The organism is Salinicola avicenniae (assembly GCF_023736115.1).
Taxonomy (GTDB): Bacteria; Pseudomonadota; Gammaproteobacteria; order Pseudomonadales; family Halomonadaceae; genus Salinicola; species Salinicola avicenniae.
In genome coordinates this window covers 83,625-103,001 of the sequence record NZ_JAKQZC010000004.1, presented here as the reverse complement: position 1 = coordinate 103,001, position 19,377 = coordinate 83,625, and the positions used below count along the sequence as shown (strand labels likewise).

The 19,377-nt window shown below is 62.6% G+C and carries 18 protein-coding genes and 1 tRNA gene; 11 read left to right on the top strand and 8 right to left on the bottom strand.

Annotated features, from left to right (window positions below; genetic code table 11):
* Positions 1-17: 17 nt before the first annotated feature.
* Complete coding sequence (gene polA, locus MC381_RS09855) at positions 18-2,831, bottom strand: DNA polymerase I (RefSeq protein WP_251977582.1); 2,814 nt, start codon at positions 2,829-2,831, stop codon at positions 18-20.
* Between the two features lie 242 nt (positions 2,832-3,073).
* Here polA and MC381_RS09850 point away from each other — a divergent pair, with 242 nt between their 5' ends.
* From MC381_RS09850 to speA, 3 genes are all read left to right on the top strand, one after another.
* Positions 3,074-3,367 (top strand): DUF2782 domain-containing protein, encoded by a 294-nt coding sequence (locus tag MC381_RS09850; protein ID WP_251977581.1) that lies wholly within the window; start codon positions 3,074-3,076, stop codon positions 3,365-3,367.
* A 115-nt stretch (positions 3,368-3,482) separates the two neighbouring features.
* Positions 3,483-4,442, top strand: coding sequence for a homoserine kinase (locus tag MC381_RS09845; protein WP_251977580.1), 960 nt, complete (start codon positions 3,483-3,485; stop codon positions 4,440-4,442).
* Between the two features lie 221 nt (positions 4,443-4,663).
* Positions 4,664-6,571, top strand: coding sequence for a biosynthetic arginine decarboxylase (gene speA / locus MC381_RS09840; protein WP_251977579.1), 1,908 nt, complete (start codon positions 4,664-4,666; stop codon positions 6,569-6,571).
* A 183-nt stretch (positions 6,572-6,754) separates the two neighbouring features.
* Here the strand turns inward: speA and MC381_RS09835 are convergent, their stop codons facing one another.
* On the bottom strand, positions 6,755-7,417 hold the full coding sequence (locus tag MC381_RS09835; RefSeq protein ID WP_251977578.1) for a fumarylacetoacetate hydrolase family protein: 663 nt from the start codon (positions 7,415-7,417) through the stop codon (positions 6,755-6,757).
* Between the two features lie 135 nt (positions 7,418-7,552).
* A complete protein-coding gene (gene thpD, locus MC381_RS09830) occupies positions 7,553-8,503 on the bottom strand; it encodes an ectoine hydroxylase (RefSeq protein ID WP_251977577.1) in 951 nt (316 codons plus the stop codon).
* A 448-nt stretch (positions 8,504-8,951) separates the two neighbouring features.
* Here thpD and MC381_RS09825 point away from each other — a divergent pair, with 448 nt between their 5' ends.
* Positions 8,952-9,143 carry a hypothetical protein gene (locus tag MC381_RS09825; protein ID WP_251977576.1) on the top strand — a complete coding sequence of 64 codons (192 nt, stop codon included), beginning with the start codon at positions 8,952-8,954 and terminating at the stop codon, positions 9,141-9,143.
* A gap of 435 nt (positions 9,144-9,578) precedes the next feature.
* On the opposite strand, the gene MC381_RS09820 is transcribed toward MC381_RS09825, so the two are convergent.
* Entirely contained in the window at positions 9,579-9,857 is a 279-nt protein-coding gene (locus tag MC381_RS09820) for a hypothetical protein (RefSeq protein WP_251977575.1), read from the bottom strand.
* A 322-nt stretch (positions 9,858-10,179) separates the two neighbouring features.
* Positions 10,180-10,255, bottom strand: a tRNA-Thr gene (locus MC381_RS09815).
* A gap of 157 nt (positions 10,256-10,412) precedes the next feature.
* Between MC381_RS09815 and MC381_RS09810 the strand changes: the two genes are divergently transcribed.
* Positions 10,413-11,984: an EAL domain-containing protein gene (locus MC381_RS09810; protein WP_251977574.1), complete on the top strand. Its 1,572-nt coding sequence runs from the start codon at positions 10,413-10,415 to the stop codon at positions 11,982-11,984.
* 121 nt (positions 11,985-12,105) lie between these two features.
* On the opposite strand, the gene MC381_RS09805 is transcribed toward MC381_RS09810, so the two are convergent.
* Positions 12,106-13,215 carry an AI-2E family transporter gene (locus MC381_RS09805; RefSeq protein ID WP_251977573.1) on the bottom strand — a complete coding sequence of 370 codons (1,110 nt, stop codon included), beginning with the start codon at positions 13,213-13,215 and terminating at the stop codon, positions 12,106-12,108.
* Positions 13,216-14,051: 836 nt separating this feature from the next.
* Between MC381_RS09805 and MC381_RS09800 the strand changes: the two genes are divergently transcribed.
* The 3 genes from MC381_RS09800 to MC381_RS09790 all read left to right on the top strand — a co-directional run bounded on the left by MC381_RS09800 (position 14,052) and on the right by MC381_RS09790 (position 15,137).
* The gene (locus MC381_RS09800; protein ID WP_251977572.1) at positions 14,052-14,303 is read left to right on the top strand and encodes a hypothetical protein; all 252 of its coding nucleotides are present in this window, start codon (positions 14,052-14,054) and stop codon (positions 14,301-14,303) included.
* Positions 14,300-14,497: a hypothetical protein gene (locus tag MC381_RS09795; RefSeq protein WP_251977571.1), complete on the top strand. Its 198-nt coding sequence runs from the start codon at positions 14,300-14,302 to the stop codon at positions 14,495-14,497. The genes MC381_RS09800 and MC381_RS09795 overlap by 4 nt, the downstream gene beginning before the upstream one ends.
* A gap of 163 nt (positions 14,498-14,660) precedes the next feature.
* Positions 14,661-15,137, top strand: a complete 477-nt coding sequence (locus MC381_RS09790; RefSeq protein ID WP_251977570.1) for a hypothetical protein — start codon at positions 14,661-14,663, stop codon at positions 15,135-15,137.
* Between the two features lie 192 nt (positions 15,138-15,329).
* Here MC381_RS09790 and MC381_RS09785 read toward each other — a convergent pair whose 3' ends face one another.
* A complete protein-coding gene (locus tag MC381_RS09785) occupies positions 15,330-16,061 on the bottom strand; it encodes a dihydrofolate reductase family protein (RefSeq protein WP_264297431.1) in 732 nt (243 codons plus the stop codon).
* A 35-nt stretch (positions 16,062-16,096) separates the two neighbouring features.
* Complete coding sequence (locus MC381_RS09780) at positions 16,097-16,498, bottom strand: (R)-mandelonitrile lyase (protein WP_251977568.1); 402 nt, start codon at positions 16,496-16,498, stop codon at positions 16,097-16,099.
* A gap of 115 nt (positions 16,499-16,613) precedes the next feature.
* Here MC381_RS09780 and MC381_RS09775 point away from each other — a divergent pair, with 115 nt between their 5' ends.
* From MC381_RS09775 to MC381_RS09765, 3 genes are all read left to right on the top strand, one after another.
* Positions 16,614-17,531: a LysR family transcriptional regulator gene (locus MC381_RS09775; protein ID WP_251977567.1), complete on the top strand. Its 918-nt coding sequence runs from the start codon at positions 16,614-16,616 to the stop codon at positions 17,529-17,531.
* Positions 17,532-17,868: 337 nt separating this feature from the next.
* Positions 17,869-18,336: a (R)-mandelonitrile lyase gene (locus MC381_RS09770; protein WP_251977566.1), complete on the top strand. Its 468-nt coding sequence runs from the start codon at positions 17,869-17,871 to the stop codon at positions 18,334-18,336.
* Positions 18,337-18,432: 96 nt separating this feature from the next.
* Complete coding sequence (locus MC381_RS09765) at positions 18,433-19,236, top strand: carboxymuconolactone decarboxylase family protein (RefSeq protein ID WP_251977565.1); 804 nt, start codon at positions 18,433-18,435, stop codon at positions 19,234-19,236.
* Positions 19,237-19,377: the final 141 nt, after the last annotated feature.

Sequence of the window (19,377 nt, the reverse complement as noted above, 5' to 3'; positions counted from 1 at the left end):
CAGGTGATCGCCGTCGCTCAGTGCGCCTCGTCCCAGTTGGCGCCGCTATTGGCATCGACGATCAGCGGCACGCTGAGTTCGGCCGCGTTCTGCATGCGCTCGCGAATGGCGACGATGAAGTCGTCGACCTGGGACTCGGCGACCTCGAAGACCAGCTCGTCGTGCACCTGCATCACCATCCAGGCGTCGAAATCCGCCTGGCCCGTCGACGGGTTGAGCCAGTGATGCACGTCGATCATGGCACGCTTGATGATGTCAGCGGCCGTGCCCTGCATCGGCGCGTTGATCGCGGTGCGCTCGGCGGCCTGGCGACGCGCGTGATTTTGCGCCTTGATCTCCGGTAGATGCAGACGGCGGCCGAAAACCGTTTCGACGTAGCCATCCTCGGCGGCCTGAGCGCGAATGTTGTCCATGAACCGCGCCACGCCGGGGTAGCGGTCGAAGTAGCGGTCGATATAGACCTTGGCCTGCTTGGCCTCGATATGCAGCTGCTTCGAGAGCCCCCAGGCACTCATGCCGTAGATCAACCCGAAATTGATCGCCTTGGCGCTGCGGCGCTGATCGGTGGTGACCTTCTCCAGCGAGACACCAAACACTTCCGCGGCGGTCGCGGCGTGAATGTCCAGATCGTTGGCGAAGGCCTCCAGCAGTCCCTTGTCGTCGGAGAGATGCGCCATGATGCGCAGTTCGATCTGCGAGTAGTCGGCGGCGACGATCCGGTAGCCATCCCGGGCCACGAAGGCCTGGCGGATCTTGCGCCCCTCGTCGGTACGGATCGGGATGTTCTGCAGGTTGGGGTCAGACGACGATAGCCGCCCGGTCGCCGTCACCGCCTGATGATAGCTGGTATGCAGCCGGCCGGTCGCGGGATTGACCAGTCGCGGCAGCTTGTCGGTGTAGGTCGACTTCAGCTTGGTCATGCCACGATGCGACATGATCAGCTTGGGCAACGGATAGTCGAGCGCCAGCTCCTCGAGTACCCCTTCGGCGGTGCTCGGCGCGCCCTTGGGTGTCTTCTTGATCACCGGAATTTTCTGCTCCTCGAACAGAATCTCCGCGAGCTGCTTGGGCGAGCCGAGATTGAATTCCTTGCCGGCGAGCTCGAACGCTTGTGCCTCGAGTTCGCGAATGCGCGTCTCGAGCTCCTGGCTCTGCGCATGCAGGCGCGCGGCATCCAGCGCCACGCCATTACGCTCCATATGCGAGAGCACCGGGACCAGCGGACGTTCGAGGGTATCGAGCACGTCGGCCAGCCGGCCGGTCGCCTCGAGTTTCGGACGCAGCTCGCGATGCAGCCGCAGGGTGATATCGACATCCTCGCAGGCGTAGGGCACCGCCTCTTCCAGCGCGATCTGGTTGAAGGTGAGCTGCTTGGCGCCCTTCCCGGCGATCTCTTCGAAGCTGATCGTTTTCTCGCCGAGGTACTTCAGCGCCAGCGAATCCATGTCGTGTCGGGTCGCCGTGGAGTTGAGCACGTAAGACTCGAGCATGGTGTCGTCGAGCGCCCCGGCGACGCGGATGTCATAGCGCGCCAGCACCGAGATATCGTACTTGAGGTTCTGGCCGATCTTGCCGATCTTCGGATTCGTCAGCAGCGGCGCGAGCGCCGCCAGCACCGCGGCACGCTCGAGCTGCGCAGGCGCATCGAGATAGTCGTGGCCCACCGGAATATAGGCAGCCTCGTGCGGTTCGATCACCAGGCCGATACCGACGATCTCCGCCTCCATATAGTTGAGGCTGGTCGTTTCCAGGTCGAAGCAGAAGACGTCGCTGGCCTCGAGCCGTTTCAGCCAGGCATCGAAATCGGCCTGTTCGAGCACGGTATGATCGCTGCGCTCGGGCTTGGCCAGCGCCGGGTCTTCATCGATCTCACTGGTCTCACCGCCGCCCTCACTACTGCCTGAAGTCGCCCCGACCGACGCGCCGGCCTGCACGTCATCGACGCCCTCGTCCTTGCCCTCGAGCAGCTCGGCAAGCCAGTTCTTGAACTCGAGCTGCGTATAAAGCGCTTTCAGCGCCTCCCGGTCGGGCTCGGCCAGATGCAGGTCATCCAGGCCGATGGACAAGTCGCAGTCAGTCTTGATCGTCGCCAGCTGGTAGGAGAGATAGGCCTGCTCGCGGTTGGCTTCGAGCTTCTTGGGCAGGGTCTTGGCGCCGCGAAAGCTCAACGTCGTGATCGTCTCCAGGTCGGCGTAGATCGTGTCCAGCCCGCCTTTCATCCCCTGCAGCAGTCCCAGCGCGGTCTTTTCACCCACGCCGGGGACGCCGGGAATGTTGTCGACCTTGTCGCCCATCAGCGCGAGGTAGTCGATGATCAGCTCGGGCGGTATGCCGAACTTCTCCTCGACACCGGCCACGTCGAGCGTCTCGCCTTTCATGGTGTTGACCAGCGTGATGTGCTGGTTGACCAGCTGCGCCATATCCTTGTCGCCGGTGGAGATCACCGCGTCGCGGCCGGACTCGGTGGCGAGCCGCGCCAGCGTACCGATGACGTCGTCCGCCTCGACGCCCTCGATGCACAGCAATGGCAAGCCGAGCGCCCGGACGCAGTCGTGCAGCGGTTCGACCTGGGGCCGCAGGTCATCCGGCATCGGCGGTCGGTGCGCCTTGTACTCAGCGTAGATGTCGTCGCGAAAGGTCTTGCCCTTGGCGTCGAACACCACCGCCATCGGGCTTTGCGGATACTGCTTGATCAGGCTCTTGAGCATCGACAGCACGCCGCGCACGGCGCCAGTCGGCTGGCCGTCCGAGGTGGAGAGCGGCGGCAGCGCATGGAAAGCGCGATAAAGATAGGAGGAGCCGTCGACGAGGACGATGGGGGCATCTGCCATGAGCGCGAGTATCCGTGGCTGGCTTTCAATGCGCTCATGATACGCAAGCCGCCGCCCAACGTCAGGGACTCCACGCCATGCGGCACGACCTGGCATGCCGCCAACCCGCGGAAACGCTACACTGGGCGCGGGTATCGAGCCTCGCGTTCTGCGCGGCCTCGCGCCTTGTCGACCCCCAGCCAAGCCGGTACCGGTAGGCGGGCTCGGTCGCCGATGGTTTTCGAACTCGACAGGAGTCCGCAATGTCTCGACGTCTGCTGATGACACTGATGCCGCCGCTGGTGATCGCCGGCCTGGCACTCTCGACGCTCACCCCGCCGGCCCTCGCCCAGTCGACGCCCCAGCCGGAGGTGACCTCGCAGCGGGAGGGGCAGCGCACGATCGACGAATACCGGATCGACGGTCATCTCTACGCGATCCGCATCGCGCCGGCCGATGGCCCTGCCTACTTCCTCTATGACGACGATGGCGACGGCGATTTTCAGCGCCTCGACACCGATAGCGTGGCAGTCCCCGACTGGGTGCAGAACGACTGACCGCGACGCCAAGCCGACACGACGGTAGGAGAGTGTCGCCCCAGCCGCTACAATGCGCGCTGTTTTTCTCGACCATTGCCCCTTTTTCCAACGACCGCCCCAGACCCGAGATCCCATGGCCGTATTCACCCCCTTGAGCGACGATCAGGTCGCCGAGTTTCTCGAGCGTTATACCGTCGGCAGCCTGCAACGACTCAAGGGCGTGCCCCAAGGGACCGAGAACAGCACGTTCTTCGCCACCACCGACCAGGGCGAGTGGGTCCTGACCCTCTTCGAACAGGGCGAATTCGAGGATCTACCCTTCTTCGTCGACCTGCTCGACTATCTCGCCGATCACCACCTGCCGGTGCCAGGCCCGGTGCACGACCGCGAGGGCGTGGCGCTTCAGCGCCTCGCCGGTCGCCCCGCGCTGCTGTTTCCGCGCATGCCGGGCAGCCATCCCAGCGCGCCCAATCTCGCCCAGTGTGCCGAACTCGGCGATGCCCTGGGGCGCCTGCATGTCGTCTCGCAGCAGTTCGACGGTACGCGCCCCAACCCGCGCGACCTGACCTGGCTCCAGCAGCGTCACGGCGAGGTGCTGGAATTTCTGTCGCCCGACGACCAGGCGCTGATGCGCGCCGAGATCGCGCACTACCGCGAGGTCTTCGCCGAGCGCGAACTGCCGCAGGGCGCCATCCACGGCGACCTGTTCCGCGACAACACGCTCTACGATGGCGACCGTCTCGGCGGCATCATCGACTTCTACAACGGCTGCACGGGCGATCTGCTGTTCGACCTGGCAATCGTGATCAACGACTGGACCAGCGACGAGGCGGGCAACATCGACCGTGCGCGTTACGAGGCGATTCTCGGCGCCTATCTCGCCCATCGCCCGCTGACAGCTACCGAGCGCGAGCGCTGGCCCAGCATGCTGCGCATGACCGCGCTGCGCTACTGGCTCTCTCGCCTGCTGGTGATCCACGTCGACCCGCCGGCCCACGACATCACCCCGCACGATCCGGCGCGTTTTCGCACGCTGCTGGGGCGGCGCCTCGCATCCGGCGTGCCACCACTGCCGACACCGGCCGCGCGGTAACGCCTTTACTACGGATCAATATTGACTAGGCTCTGCCGGAACATCCGGCTGCCCCGTCGATCTGATCGACAGGGCTTCGGTACGCGTCGCGGGACCCCGGTTTTTTTCTCCCGTAACACATGGTCGTGGGCGTCCGGCGACGGCATAATGCGCGCCACTGCGCCCCGGCCCTTCATCGCGTGTCATGCCGGGTATTTACTGCCGGCTGATCGGAGAGCGCCATGACCCATCCCACCCCCGCCGCCCAGGCTCGACGCACCTACAATATCGACCAGTGGGGCAGCGGCTATTTCGATGTCGACGATCAGGGGCGCACGCTGGTCCGACCGCTGGGCAGTGAAGTGCCTGGCCCCACGCTGGTGCTCGACAGCCTGGTCGACAAGCTGCGCGAGGCCGGCCTGCGCCTGCCGGTACTGGTGCGCTTCATCGATATCCTGCACGACCGGGTCGAACAGCTCTGCATGGCCTTCGATCAGGCGATGCGCGAAGAGCAGTATCGCGGCAGCTATACCGCCGTCTACCCGATCAAGGTCAACCAGCAACGCCGCGTGGTCGAGGAGATCCTGGCCACCCAGGAGCGCGGCCACGGCCGTGTCGGCCTGGAAGCCGGCAGCAAGCCGGAACTGATGGCGGTGCTCGCGCTCTCCGGCGATGGCCCCTCCCTGATCGTCTGCAACGGCTACAAGGACCGCGAGTACATCCGCCTGGCGCTGATGGGCGAGAAGCTCGGCCACAAGGTCTATCTGGTGGTGGAGAAGTATTCGGAGCTTTCGCTGATTCTCGAGGAAGCCGAGAAACTGAAGGTCAAGCCGCGTATCGGCGTGCGGGCACGCCTTTCCTCCGTGGGCAAAGGCAAGTGGCAGGATACCGGCGGCGAGAAGTCCAAGTTCGGCCTCACCGCCGGGCAGATCCTGGCTATCGCAGAGCGCCTGCGTGATGCCGATGCCCTGGAGAGCCTTCAGCTGGTGCACTTCCATCTCGGCTCGCAGATCGCCAATATTCGCGATATTCAGCGCGGCCTGCGCGAGTGCGCCCGCTTCTACCACAGCCTGCGCGCGGTCGGCGCACCGGTGGACACGGTCGACGTCGGCGGCGGCCTGGGCGTCGACTACGAAGGCACACGCTCGCGCAGCTTCTGCTCGATCAACTACTCGATGCGCGAGTACGCCAGCAACGTGGTCTGGGCGTTTCGCCAGATCTGCGAGACCCACGACCTGCCGCACCCGCAGATCATCTCCGAGTCCGGTCGTGCGCTCACCGCGCACCATGCCGTGCTGGTGACCAACGTGATCGGCGAGGAGCGGCTCGGCCACGTCGAACCCTCGCGTCAGACCGAGGGCGATGCCCACGTCGACGAGCTGTGGCGCGTCTATGACCGGCTCGAGGGGATGCGCGAGCCTCGCGATCTGGTCGAGGCCTATCACGATGTGGCGCAGGCACTGGGCGAGCTGCAGGAGCGCTTCGTGCTCGGGCTCGCCGACATTCATGCCCGCGCCGAGGGTGAGTCGGTCTACTTTGCCGCCTGCCAGCGCCTGCAGGACCGGCTCGACAGCCGCAATCGCGCCCATCGCGAGATCGCCGACGAGCTGGCCGAGAAGCTCGCCGACAAGCTGTTCGTCAACTTCTCGCTGTTCCAGTCGCTGCCGGATGTCTGGGGCATCGATCAGGTCTTCCCGGTACTGCCGCTGACCGGCCTGGAGCGGCCGCCGACACGGCGCGGCGTAATCCAGGACATCACCTGCGATTCCGACGGGCGCATCGATCTCTACGTCGACGGCCAGGGCCTCGAGTCGACCCTGCCGCTACCGGAGTGGGAAGACGATGACGACAAGCTGCTCGGCCTGTTCCTCGTTGGCGCCTACCAGGAAATTCTCGGCGATCTGCACAACCTGTTCGGCGACACCGACTCGGTTGACGTCGCCCTCGACGCCAACGGCGAGTGGCAACTCTCCCACGTACAGCAGGGTGACGCCGTGGCCGACGTGCTCGGCTACGTCAATTTCGACGCCGATGCGCTCAAACGCCAGCTCACCCAGCAGCTCATCGCCAGCTCACTGAGCGCCGAGGAGCGCGTGCAGTTCGTCGAGGAGCTCTCCGCCGGGCTGAGCGGCTATACCTATTTAGAGTAAAACGCTTCTGTAGGAAAACGCTTCTGGAGGAAGCGCCTCTGGAGGAAGTGTCTCTGGAGAAAACGCCTCAGGAGGAAAGCACTGCTGAGTCAGACGCCCGCGGCGATCGCCACAGGTGATCTCTCCTGACGACAAACGCCAGCGACCCAGGTCGCTGGCGTTTGTCGTTACTCATCGCGGCGGTTATCGCGTGCGCGTGCCGACATCCAGTCCCAGTGACATCGACAAGCCCAGTACGGCTTCGCGCGGCAGCTTGCCGACGCCGGCCGGCGTGCCGGTCAGCACGACATCGCCCGGCTCCAGGGTAAAGGTCGCGCTCATCTCTTCGAGCAGCGCGGGGATATCGAACAGCATGTCGCTCGCCTTCCCACTCTGCTGGCGCTTGCCGTCGATATCGAGATGGAAGGTAATGGCCGACCAGTCGGGTACGCTCTCCAAGGCGACAAAACGTGACAGCGGGCAGGCGCCGTCGAACGCCTTGGCTCGCTCCCACGGGTGGCCTTTCTCTTTCAACGCGGACTGCACATCGCGCAGCGTCAAGTCCAGCGCCAGGCCCACACCGGCGATCGCTTCCGGTGCATCCTCCCGCGAGGCGCGGCTCAAGCGCTTGCCTATCAGTAGCGCCAGCTCGGTCTCGAAATGCACCTCCCCGAACGCGAACTGCTCGACGAGCGGCTCTTCCAGTGCCACCGCGCTGGTGGCAGGCTTCATGAACAGCAGCGGCGAGGCAGGAACGGGGTTGTTCAGCTCCGCGGCGTGCTCGGCGTAATTGCGGCCAACGCAGAGAATCTTGCCGAGCGGGAGACCGGTTTCGCGGCCGTCGGTGTAACGGGTAGTGAAGGACATGCAGCGCTCCTGACGCAGACAACGGTGACGGAAGGGAAACGTACCCATGAAAAAGCCGCCGCGGGGGCGACTTATCGAGTCTACCCCCAACGGCGGCTCGTTGGCATCGCCCGCCAGCGCGGGCGACTCACGTCGTCAGTGCGTGTCCTCGCTCGGCGTCCAGGTCTCGTCCGGCTGGTGCGCCAGAAACGAGGGCCGCGGGCGGCTGGCGCCAAACGGCTGCACACAGGCGTTGTCGCGCCGGTTATAGACGAAGAAGGCGTTGCTGCGTGGGTCCGGCGACATATTGGCGTTGGAGCCGTGCAGGGTGTTGCAGTCGAACAACAGCAGGCCGCCGGCGGCGCCGGTCGGCGCCTGAATGCCGTTCTGCTCGATCAGGCGGTCTAGCGCCTCATGGCTGGGCACACCGAGCTCCTGCTGCTTCAACGACTGCTTGTGATTATCGTCCGGCGTCTCGCCCAGACAGTGCACGAACACCCGATGCGACCCGGGGATCAGCATCAGCGGGCCGTTGAAGTGATGGTTGTCGGTCAGAATGATCGACGCACTGACGGCATTCATCGCCGGCATGCCATCTTCGGCATGCCAGGTCTCGAAGTCCGAGTGCCAGTTGAAACCCTTGCCGTGAAACCCGGGCTTGTAGTTGATCCGCGACTGGTGAACGTACACGTCACCACCGACAATCTGTCGTGCGCGGCCGACCATGCGCGGGTCGTTCGCCAGCTCGGCGAAACGCTGAGAGAGAAAATGCACCGCGAACAGCGAGCGGATCTCGCGGCTGTCGGGTTCGGTAATCGAGAAATCGCGATCGCGGAAGTCATCGCGTTTCAGCAGCGCGGCCAGCTCGTCCGACAGCGCCTGAACTTCCGTCTGGTCGAGGAAGTTAGGCTCGAACAGAAAGCCGTCGCGATCAAAGGCCTCGAGCTGCTCGCCGTGCAAGGGGCCTTCGAGATGGCGACCCTTGACGACCGGTTCCTGACGCTGGCGCCAGAGCGCGTCCTGCGGCTGGCGCAAACGTGTCGGATAGCGATCCTGCTTCGTCCACGTCGTGGTCGGATATTGGGGGGATGCGGTCTGTACTGACATCCAATCACCTCCAAGTTTGTGATCAGGGTTCAGATCCAGTCCTCGGCGCTATGGCGCCTTTTGGATTCAGAGAGGGGTCAAAGGATCCTCATGTGTCTTGCAATGGGAACTCCATCCTAGAAGAGGTCGCGGGGATTTCAACCGCCGAGCCATCGGTCGACTCGGGAGCCGTTACCAGGGATCACGCGGCCTCGACCGCCCCACGGTGTCAGCCGCCGTCGTCGGACACGATAACTTAAATCAACCGCAGAGGACTTTTTCCCCAAGGACTGGTCCCCCTTCAAATCCCTAAGCACGTGTCCCCCTTGAACGCGTCTTTTTCGCGCCCGGATCGCGGGAGGAAACCGCTTCACGGCGGCCGCTTCATCGTCGCGTCACATAGCACCTGCAGACTGAGACGTACGTTCCCGCGCACACGTCCGCGGGCCGATCATTCGAGGAGATTGCCATGATTCGCGTCACGCTCGACCTAACCTGCTCGGTCTGCCATCACGATCAGTTTTTCCTGCCGTTGCCGGACAGCGACCAGCGCCATGTGCGCTGCACCCGCTGCATGGCGGTGAAATGCCATACCGCCGACCTGGAAAAGGCGATGATCGCCTTGAATCGCGAGAAACGGGATGCAGCACGCGTCGCCTGACGCGTCGTGCCGACGGATGACCGCACGAACGCCTGCCGGAACGGCGAAGCGCGAAGCGCGGCGCGACAAGAACAATGCAGAACATTTCAGAAAGGATAATAAGAAGGGTAAGAAGGGATAAAAGAGGGCCGTGACGCAAGACGGCAAGACCCTCAGTCAGCATTACCCATAGTGCTGGCTATCACGGCCCTCGCAAACCGAACTTCCGTGGTATGACACATCCCTGCATCGGTATTCCTGGCGAGTATCCATCCAATGGATGCGCACAGGCTACGGGATAAACCGGATAAGTAAAATTGATTCAGGATAATTAGTTTCAATAGTTTTGTATCCTTGCGTAACAAGACCTTCCGCGTACCGACTGCCGCCATGGCCAACGTGCATGCCTAGGGTTCGGCCAACACCGTTCCACGCCGATATCGAGGTTCCCTTCTCTCAGCGATAGCGCTCGCGCGGCTGCCGTTCGGCCGCCTCCTGATGGCGAGACGCCGCCCAGCGCGAAGGTTCACCCCAGTGCTGATAGGGGCGCATGGGGCGCACCACCGCATCCTTGTAGAAGGACTCGAACGGTTCCGCGATCAACGGCGGCGACCGATGCGGGACATCCCCGAAACGACAGCGAAAATCGGCACAGCCCCGCTCACCGTCTGGCGGCGAGGCAACGGCCGGCAACGCGAGACAACATAAAGCGACGCCCAACAAGGCAACTTTCATGGCAGCTCCCGGGTAGCCGGGTCAGAAGAGCGATCGCCACCGAGTATAGAAGAAGGCCGCACATCAAGAGGCTGAAAGAGATACGACCGCCGGCAGGAGAAATACCGCGCAACGTCACGGCTCCTTGCGGCACATGGCTCGACCGGAGACGGCACGACGCTCGCAGGCCAAAGGATTTTCGAGTCGCGGTCGATAACCCTGACAACGTCGCTCCGGCGGACAACGTGGATGGTAACGGCGTCAACACGCAGAATAGCAACGCAAAAAACCGCGCTGGGCGGCTCTCGAAAGGACAAACAATGACGACAAGGGGAAGGACACCTGGTGCCGGTGAGAGGATTCGAACCTCCGACCTACGCATTACGAATGCGTTGCTCTGCCGACTGAGCTACACCGGCCAGGCGGCGCCTATCATAATCAGCCAACCTCGGAGAGACAACCACGAAACGCCATTTCAGTGCACCGCTGGCGGTGGGCGCGGCGCGGCCACCTTACTGCCACTGGCTCCTCCCGTCACTGCGTGATATTGCTGGTTTTTTGCGAAGGCGTTTCCCTATGCCCCTGTCCCGGTCACGATACTCCAGCCCCTTTGGCCTGCCGTGGGCCTGGCTGGTGGCGTTGCTGCCGCTACTGCTAGGTGCCCCGCTGATCTACTGGCAGGCCGAGCGCGCGCACGAACGCCAGACGGCCGAGGGCATCCGGCAGGCACAGGGCAAGCTCGAGCAGATTCTGGACTATGCCGACAACGCCACGACCATGGTCTCGAGCCTGGTGGGCATCAGTTGCCAGACCGCCGTGCTTCCGCTGCGGGAACACAGCATGGCGACCCCATTCGTACGATCGCTCAACCTGACCCACCAAGGAAACATCTACTGCACGTCGCTCTATGGCATCTCCGGCGCGCCCGAAGAGCCCGAGCAGTACGTCGACGGCCAACTGCGGCTGATGCCTGGCAACCAGGTTACGCCAGAGCGAGCGGTGCTGATCTTCCGCCGGGAGACAACGGACGGCAGCGTGCTGGCCGGCATCGATACCCAGTATTTGGCCGACACGCTGCAGCTGACCAGCCTCAGCGCCCCTATCGATCTCCAAATCGGCGATCTCTGGCTCGATGCCCAGGGCAACACCTTCCACGACGGGGTGGGCGAGCAGGCAACCCACGAGATCACGACAACCTCGTCGCGCTATCCTTTCTCGCTGCGTGCCTCACCCGACGACACTACACTCTGGCCACTGCTGCGCGCCGACTTTGGTCCGCTGCTGATCATGCTGGCCCTGTTGAGCCTACTGTTTGGCATTGGCGCAAGAGCGCTGGAGCGACGCAGCAATTCGCCCCTGCGTGAAATTCGGCGAGGGCTGCGTGACAACGAGTTCGAGCCGTTCTACCAGCCGATCGTGGATATCGAGACGAACACCTGGAAGGGACTCGAAGTGCTGATGCGCTGGAATCATCCGCAGGCCGGGCTGATTCCACCGGACCAGTTCGTGCCGCTGGCGGAGCGCTCCGGATTGATCGTCGGTATGACGAGCCAACTGATGGCCAAGGTAGCGAAAGACCTGGCACCGCACGTCTACCAGCTGTCGCCGGGATTCCACGTCGGCTTCAACATCAGTGCCTCTCACTGTGAGGGGAAACATCTACTCGAGCAGTGCCAACAGTTTCTCTCGGCCTTTCCTGCCGACACCATCACGCTGGTGCTGGAGCTGACCGAGCGCGAGCTGCTGAAGCCCAGCGAGATGACGACGGCGCTGTTCGAAACGCTAGGCAACATGAATATCCGCATCGCGATCGACGACTTCGGCACCGGCAACGCCAGCCTGGCCTATTTGCGGCAGTTCCACGTCGACTACCTCAAGATCGATCGCAGTTTCGTGGCGATGGTCGGACAGGACGCCCTTTCTCACCACCTGCTCGATAACATCATCGATCTATCGACTCGGCTCAACCTGGGTATCGTCGCCGAAGGGATAGAGACAACGCTGCAACGAGACTACCTCAGCCAGCGCGGCGTCCAGTTTCTGCAGGGCTATCTCTATGCGCGCCCGATGCCCGCCGAAGACCTGATGAGAACCCTGGCGACGTCACCCGAATCCTCCCCGGTCAAGGCAAGCCCTCTGGAGACCTAGGCTCCTCGAGACTTGGATTCCTTGAAACCTAGATTCCTTAAGACCTGGACCTCTCGAGCTATCGCTCCGTGGAGACGACCATCTCTGGAGACATCGCCTCGAGACTCGCCCAAACGCCACCTCAAGCGTCCTTGGGCTGCGGGAGAGACGCCTCCCGCTCCGCGGCCGTAACCGGTGCAGCGGCATCCGCTTCTTTTTCCTGACGAAACAGCGACCAGGCCACGATGAACAGGGCCGCGATCAGCGGCCCCAGCACGAAGCCGTTGATGCCGAGCAGCGTCATGCCGCCGACGGTGGAGATCAGCACCACATAGTCCGGCAGTTTGGTCTCCTTGCCCACCAGTGGCGGTCGCAGCAGGTTGTCGACGAGACCGATGACGACCACTCCGATGAAGACGAGAATCAATCCCTTGGCATAGGCGCCGGTCAACAGCAGATAAGCGGCGACCGGCACCCAGATAATCGCCGAGCCGATAGCCGGTAGCAGCGACAGGAAGGCCATGAGCACGCCCCACAGTAACGCGGCCTCGATACCCAGCAACCAGAAGGTGATCCCACCGATCGCGCCCTGCGCCGCCGCGATAATGACATTGCCCTTGACCGTGGCTCGCACCACGGCCGTGAACTTGTCGATCAACTGGTAGGTGTACTCGTCGCTCAGCGGCGCGGTGGCGCGAATCTGGCTGCCAAGCGAACGGCCGTCGCGAAACAGGAAGAACAGCAGATAGAGCATGATGCCGGCACTGACGAGAAACTGCAGTGTGTTCTGGCCAATGCTCAGCACGCGACTGGCGATCAACTGGCTGCCCTGTTCGAACGCCGATCCCAGCCGGTTGGTGATATCCGAGAAGCTGCCGATGCCGGCGCTGCCCATCCAGCTCTGTACCGAAGCCGGCAGCGCGTCTCGCACCTGCTGGAGATAGCGGGCAATATCGAGCTCGCCGCTGTTGATGCGCTGATAGACGCTGGTGCCCTCGCGAACCAGCGAGAAGAAGATCAGCGAGACCGGAATGATCACGATAAAGACGCAGGCCATGACGCTGACGAAGGCAGTCAGGTTACGACGACGATGAAAGCGAGACTCCAGCCGCCGGTGCATGGGCTGGAACAGGATCGCCAGAATGACGGCCCACAGTACGGCGCCATAGAACGGCAGCAGCAGCCAGACGAAAGCAATGGAGACCAGCGTCAGTAGCAGGATGAAGGCCTTGTGTTGGCTCAGGGGACTCATGGCTCGACCGATCGCAGACGAATATGGTCCCAGCATAGCGGTAGTCACCCGGCGGTGTCCGACCGAATTGACCAGCCTCGACGCCATCCGCAGCGGCGGCCGGGCTCTCGAACCCGGTTTCCGGCTCACCCACCGCGATGCCCGCCATGCCCATGCGCAAGACAGGCGCTTTACCGAAACAGACGATCTACCGACAAAAACGACATACCGAAAAGCGAAAGGCCCACGCCTCAGACCGGACAGGCATCAGACACGAAAAAGCGCCAAGCCTCACGGCTGGGCGCCAGTGTCGCGACGTCCCTGTTCCCATCACAAGCCTCCTGCTCGCAGCCTTTCCTGGCAGCCTTTCCTGATAGGGTCATCTTCCATGGCCCCGATAACGAGGCTAGCGCACGAGGGTGACAGAATGAGGTCAGAGATCCGGGCGTCATTTACCGAGTCGCGGCACGGCTGACGATGCGCTTTTGTACAACCTGTGACAGGACACCGACGGTCCTGGAATATCGCCAACTCAAAACAGGCAGCAGCGACGCTAGCGGCCCACACCACGCCCCTTATACGAGGAAATTACAAATCATTTCAAAACATTCAAAGCCTGCCATGGCCCGCCGCATCAGGCCTTTAGCTAAGTTAAGTTAACTCAGGATAACCAAAGAACCGAAACGTGGCAGTACAACACTTGTACAAGCAAAATCGGTATGCCAACATGATTCTCGTAGACGCCAGCAAGGATGCTGGCCAGCACGTCGGCAAGGATGCCGAACAGCGGTAAATGGCAAGGATTGCCACCTCAGCCGGCCATGATGGCTGGCTCTCAACGCCAAGGAGGGCTGACCATGAAAGACGCGATTTCATGCACCCGCTGCGGTCATACGCAAACCACGTCGACCGAGCTTCACCAGGCATGGGATGAGATCACCTGCACGGAATGCGGCGATTTTCTCGACACTGTCGGCCATCGAATCGAGGCCAACAGTCCCCACTATCTGGTGCAGATGCTTAACCTCAGTCGTCAACTGACACAACAGATGTCCCGACAGGCCAGAGCGGTCAACGACCATCCGCTCGCCATGAGGAAAAGCGCATGATCAAAGTGACGCTGGACCTGACCTGCTCCATCTGTAGCCATCAGCAGTTCATGCTGCCCGTGGCCCCCAGCGAGGGGGGAAACGTATGCTGCGCCAACTGCACCGCCTTCAAGTGCAAGACGCTGGATCTAGAGCGCGCGCTCACCGCGATGGCACGCGTTCCGGCCAAGGAGCCTCTGCGCCCCGCCGCCTGACCAGCATACTGTTCTCGTGTCGATTGACCGCCCACTTCGGGCGGTTTTTTCGTGGGCCGTTGGTACTCTCCCAATTAATGCCGATCAAGGCAGATGGCGACCCCTGCGCCTACACTGTCTAGGCCGTCATGGACCGACGGCGCTCCCCGATCCGCGAGGCATCATGGCCGATATCGAACAGTTGAAAGAGAGAATTCGCGACGCCGTTCAGGCCAGCCAGCAGCAGCGCCTGGACTTTGAACGCGGCCTGGAAGCACGCCGTCAGCAGCTCATCGAAGTACAGACGGCTGTCGTCGGCTGGCTGGAGGCGTTGAATCTGGATAGCATCGAGACGCAGACAGTGGAGAGTACGCATAGCCTGTCGTGTTATGGCGAAGAATTCCACCGAACACTGCCGGAGCTGGTGGTGTCGCTCGGGACCTGCAAGTTGTATCTGCGGCCGGAAGAGCAATACCTCAGCGGGCATCGCATGCTGCTTTTCGCCAGCAGTGCCGAGGAAGACGCCAAGGAGATCATCCGGTCAGAGGAAGGCTACCACTACTCCGACCTGCAGTTCGGTCAGAAGCGCCATCTCTCTCAGTATGCCCCTTTCACCGCCGAAGCTTTCTATAAGCTGCTGTATGCGTGGCTGCGGGTCTGAGGCGCATGGCTACTCGGGCAGTGCGTCCTTGAACGACTCTCCAGATTGACCTGAAAGCTCCCAAAAGCAAGCCTCCAAAAGAAAGACCCCGGCAGACTGCCGGGGCCCAAGCGGTTTCGCAGGAATCGAAACTGCGCACAGCTTAACTTAAGTCACGCTTAATAAAGCGTTGCCTAACGACCAGTTTGACGCTCAATTCGCGGTAACACCCGGCGACCGAATGACGTCATGGCGCAACCAGATGACGCCCTTCTCGAGCGTCTGCTGCGCGGTGAGCTTCAGCTGCGCCAGCGCATGGGGAAACTTCGCTCCCTCGTCTCGATGATCGAAGGTCGAGGGTATCCCGGCGATACCATCGATGACCGGTACAATCAGCGTGCTCACTTCGTCGATGCAGTCGGCCGCGAGAAAGGCGCCATTGACGATGCCTCCCCCCTCGAGCAGCACGCGCGACAGACCGAAGTCCTTCCCCAGACTCTCTAGCGCCGCGCGCACGTCGTGTCCGTCGGCTCCGGCAAAGGTATAGGACACACCCGCCTGCCTGAGTGACTGTCGATACGCCTCGTCCACGCGCGTCGACAGCACCACGACCAGGTGGTCTTCGTCGAGCGTGGCGGCGTCATAGCAATAGCGCCCAGCGGGGTCCATCACCACGGCGATTCCGCGCCCCTGCCGATCGCCGATAAACGGCAACGCCGCCTCGCCCACCGGTGGCCCGAACTCGGGCAGTGTACGCTCTGCGAAATAGCCCGCCAGGGTGCGACGTCCGACCAACCAGGCATCCCCCGCCAGTTGCGCGGCGGCAGATTCGTAGACCTGCTCGATATCGGATTCCGCCCAGCCCTGCGCGGCTAGATTCCAGCGCTGAGGCAACAGACGGCCATCGAGCGAAGTAATCATGTGGGAGATGACTCGAGGCCGCATTCACGCACTCCTGTCGATATTGATGACTGCCCGGATCATTTCTCGCCCGCGTATTCTTCATCCTTGACCTTCTCCATCCAGGTCACGGGACTGCCGTCGATCGATTCCTGGATCGCGATATGCGTCATCGCCACGTCTGGCGAGGCGCCATGCCAGTGCTTCTCGCCGGCAGGAAACCAGACCACATCGCCGGGCCGGATTTCCTCGATCGGTCCACCTTCCCGCTGCACGCGGCCAAAACCCGCCGTGACGATCAGCGTCTGCCCGGCCGGATGCGTATGCCATGCCGTCCGAGCGCCGGGTTCGAATGTCACCGCCGCGCCGCTGGTACGGCCCGGCTCTTCAGCACTGAAGAGGGGGTCGATGCGCACGGTGCCGGTAAAGTAGTCGTCCGGTCCGGGCGTCGAGGGCTGCGTACCTACACGATTGATTTTCATGCGTCTTAACCTCTGAACGGAAGCAGTGTATGACGTGATAGCATACTCAGCGTAGCAGCCGGCGGCCGGAGCATAATCCAATAAAACCGGCAACAGCCATGAGAGGAGTTCATCAATGCTCAGAGAAAACATGACCGGGCTGGTGGCCTTCGTGACCGTTGCCAGAGTGGGCACTTTCACCAGAGCCGCCGCACAACTGGGCGTCTCCCAGTCCGCGCTGAGCCACACGGTGCGTGATCTCGAAGAACGCCTGGGCGTGCGGGTACTGGCGCGTACCACGCGCAAGGTCGCACCGACCCTGGAAGGCCAGCGCCTGCTGGATCGGATCGCACCGATGCTCGACGAGATCGAACACGAGCTATGGGCGATCGTGGATACGCGGGAAAAGCCTGCCGGCCATTTCCGCATCACGACGACCGATTACGCGGCCGAGACGCTCGTCTGGCCCAAGCTGCGCCCAGTTCTCAGCCAGTACCCGGATATCCATGTCGAGGTTGTCACCGACTACCAGTTGACGGATATCGTCGAATCCCAGTTCGATGCCGGTATTCGACTGGGAGAGCAGGTCAGCGAGGGCATGATCGCCGTGCGTATCGGCGAGGATTTCGCCATGCGCGCGGTGGCGACCCCGGCCTATTTCGCTGCGCACGGACGCCCCCAGACGCCGCAGGAACTGACCCAGCACAACTGCATCAACCTGCGGCTGCCGACCCACGGCGGCCTCTACGCTTGGGAGTTCGAGAAAGACGGCCGCGAAATCAAGGTACGGGTGGAGGGCCAGCTCACCTTCAATACCATCAATCCGGTTCTGGAAGCCGCGATCGACGGTTACGGTATTGGCTACGTGCCGGATGGCCTGGCCGCCGACGCTATCGCCCGCGGAGAACTGGAAGCCGTACTGGAAGCCTGGTCTCCGCCTTTTACCGGCTACTTTCTCTACTATCCGCATCGCCGCCAATCCTCGCCCGCGTTCTCGATTCTGGTGGACGCGCTTAGCCTCGATACGCCACCCCCGCCTGCGGACGACGATTGACCGTCGGCGCAGCACCGGGCGCATCATCCGCCATTATTGTCCCGTCCGGCCGCGCGAGCCCCCACAGCGGAGAAGCGCCCATTGCCCGTAATTCATGAGAGGGCCTCATAAGTGCTTTTGGCCGCCGCCAGTGGTCGCACTCCCGAAGCTGTGCAAAGGTTTCACTGATAGGTTCCATTTTTTCATCCCCTATCCGTCACATTGTCAGCAGCACATGTTTGCCACGAAATCGTCTCTCGACGTCAGCACTGGCACTTCAATCACGGGTATCTGAAGCACAGGTCTCCGAAGCACGAGTATCCGAAGTACTTCTCAACGGGAAAACGAGGTTGATTCGATGAAAGCCAAGCAATGGATGGGCGCACTGAGCCTGACGCTGGTAGCCGGCATGGCTCACGCGCAGAGCATGGAAATCACGCATAGCGAAGATCGCGAGACGATCATGGGCAGCTCTGAGGTGTTCACGGGCGAGCCGATCGTGAACATGCTGTTCCGGGCGACCGACAGCACCCGGGCAACTGCCGCAGAAGTCACGTTTGCCCCCGGCGAACGCTCCAACTGGCACACGCATCCGGCCGGCCAGACATTGGTCGTCACCGACGGCGTCGGCTGGGTACAGGAAGAGGGCGGCGAGAAGCGCGAAATCAAACCGGGAGACGTGATCTGGACACCGCCCGGCGTCAAGCATTGGCACGGGGCTACCGCCACGAACTCCATGTCGCACATCGCGGTACAGGAAGAGGTCGACGGCAACAACGTCGAGTGGATGGAGCCGGTAACCGACGAGCAGTACAACGCCGACTGATCGCTCACTGCTTTTGTCATGCGCGAATCGGTAACCCGGCGGCGCCTGCCAGGTTACCGATCCGCTCGTTGAGCCACTCCAACCAAGGAATCTCTCATGCGATCGAAAACGCTCTGGGTTTTACCCCTCGTCGGCCTGCTTTCCGCCTGCAGTAGCCTGCAATCCTCTCAGGCGCCCGCTGGCTTCCCGGATGCCCCCAGCGCCGACGAGATGAACCGCGTTTCTCCGGCCTTCAAGCACTACACCGACGACGTGGTGCTCGAGGACCTGTGGCATCGCCCCGGCCTCGCGCCCCGCGAGCGCAGTATCATCACCCTCTCCACGCTGATCACCCAGCGCCAGGATGTCGAACTGCCCTATCACTTCAACAAGGCGCTCGATAACGGCGTTACCCCCGAAGAGCTCTCCGAGATCATCACGCAGCTGGCGTTCTATACCGGCTGGGGCAACAGCACCAACGCCGTCGCCATCCTGAGTGACGTATTTGACGCGCGCGGTATCGACAATTCCGACCTGCCGGCCGAACCGGCCAACCCGCTGCCGATCGACATGGAATCGGAGCAGGCCCGTGAACAGCTGGTCGACGAGAACTTCGGCGATGTCTCGCCGGGCGTCGTGCAGTACACCACCGATGCCCTGTTCCGCGACCTCTGGCTACGCCCCGGCCTGGCGCCCCGTGACCGCAGCCTGGTCACCGTCAGCGCCCTGGTGGCATCCGGTCAACCGGACCAGGTCACCTTCCACCTCAATCGCGCCATGGATAACGGTCTGACCCAGGAAGAAGCTCAGGAAACCCTGACCCAGTTGGCGTTCTACGCCGGCTGGCCGCGGGTGTTCTCCGCCATGCCGGTATTCCGCTCCGTGTTCGAGTCGCGCGGACTGATCGACGCCGACGGATGACACCTTCGCCGCCGGCGCGACCTGTCGCGTCGGCGGCCCGTGACACCGCGCTTTCCGCTACCATCTTATGGGATCTCCCCCCGGCTGCGGGATCACAGTCGGGACGACCCTCTCCTCTCAGAACCGTTTCCTCTCAGCCGC

What these genes read in the sequence shown, in the direction of transcription:
- MC381_RS09795 (WP_251977571.1), top strand. Translation starts at nt 14,300, where the DNA reads ATGATCAAAGTGACGCTGGACCTGACCTGCTCCATCTGTAGCCATCAG.
- MC381_RS09800 (WP_251977572.1), top strand. Translation starts at nt 14,052, where the DNA reads ATGAAAGACGCGATTTCATGCACCCGCTGCGGTCATACGCAAACCACG.
- MC381_RS09765 (WP_251977565.1), top strand. Translation starts at nt 18,433, where the DNA reads ATGCGATCGAAAACGCTCTGGGTTTTACCCCTCGTCGGCCTGCTTTCC.
- MC381_RS09770 (WP_251977566.1), top strand. Translation starts at nt 17,869, where the DNA reads ATGAAAGCCAAGCAATGGATGGGCGCACTGAGCCTGACGCTGGTAGCC.
- MC381_RS09845 (WP_251977580.1), top strand. Translation starts at nt 3,483, where the DNA reads ATGGCCGTATTCACCCCCTTGAGCGACGATCAGGTCGCCGAGTTTCTC.
- MC381_RS09850 (WP_251977581.1), top strand. Translation starts at nt 3,074, where the DNA reads ATGTCTCGACGTCTGCTGATGACACTGATGCCGCCGCTGGTGATCGCC.
- MC381_RS09835 (WP_251977578.1), bottom strand. Translation starts at nt 7,417, where the DNA reads ATGTCCTTCACTACCCGTTACACCGACGGCCGCGAAACCGGTCTCCCG.
- MC381_RS09805 (WP_251977573.1), bottom strand. Translation starts at nt 13,215, where the DNA reads ATGAGTCCCCTGAGCCAACACAAGGCCTTCATCCTGCTACTGACGCTG.
- MC381_RS09825 (WP_251977576.1), top strand. Translation starts at nt 8,952, where the DNA reads ATGATTCGCGTCACGCTCGACCTAACCTGCTCGGTCTGCCATCACGAT.
- MC381_RS09790 (WP_251977570.1), top strand. Translation starts at nt 14,661, where the DNA reads ATGGCCGATATCGAACAGTTGAAAGAGAGAATTCGCGACGCCGTTCAG.
- MC381_RS09785 (WP_264297431.1), bottom strand. Translation starts at nt 16,061, where the DNA reads ATGCGGCCTCGAGTCATCTCCCACATGATTACTTCGCTCGATGGCCGT.
- speA (WP_251977579.1), top strand. Translation starts at nt 4,664, where the DNA reads ATGACCCATCCCACCCCCGCCGCCCAGGCTCGACGCACCTACAATATC.
- polA (WP_251977582.1), bottom strand. Translation starts at nt 2,831, where the DNA reads ATGGCAGATGCCCCCATCGTCCTCGTCGACGGCTCCTCCTATCTTTAT.
- MC381_RS09775 (WP_251977567.1), top strand. Translation starts at nt 16,614, where the DNA reads ATGCTCAGAGAAAACATGACCGGGCTGGTGGCCTTCGTGACCGTTGCC.
- thpD (WP_251977577.1), bottom strand. Translation starts at nt 8,503, where the DNA reads ATGTCAGTACAGACCGCATCCCCCCAATATCCGACCACGACGTGGACG.
- MC381_RS09780 (WP_251977568.1), bottom strand. Translation starts at nt 16,498, where the DNA reads ATGAAAATCAATCGTGTAGGTACGCAGCCCTCGACGCCCGGACCGGAC.
- MC381_RS09820 (WP_251977575.1), bottom strand. Translation starts at nt 9,857, where the DNA reads ATGAAAGTTGCCTTGTTGGGCGTCGCTTTATGTTGTCTCGCGTTGCCG.
- MC381_RS09810 (WP_251977574.1), top strand. Translation starts at nt 10,413, where the DNA reads ATGCCCCTGTCCCGGTCACGATACTCCAGCCCCTTTGGCCTGCCGTGG.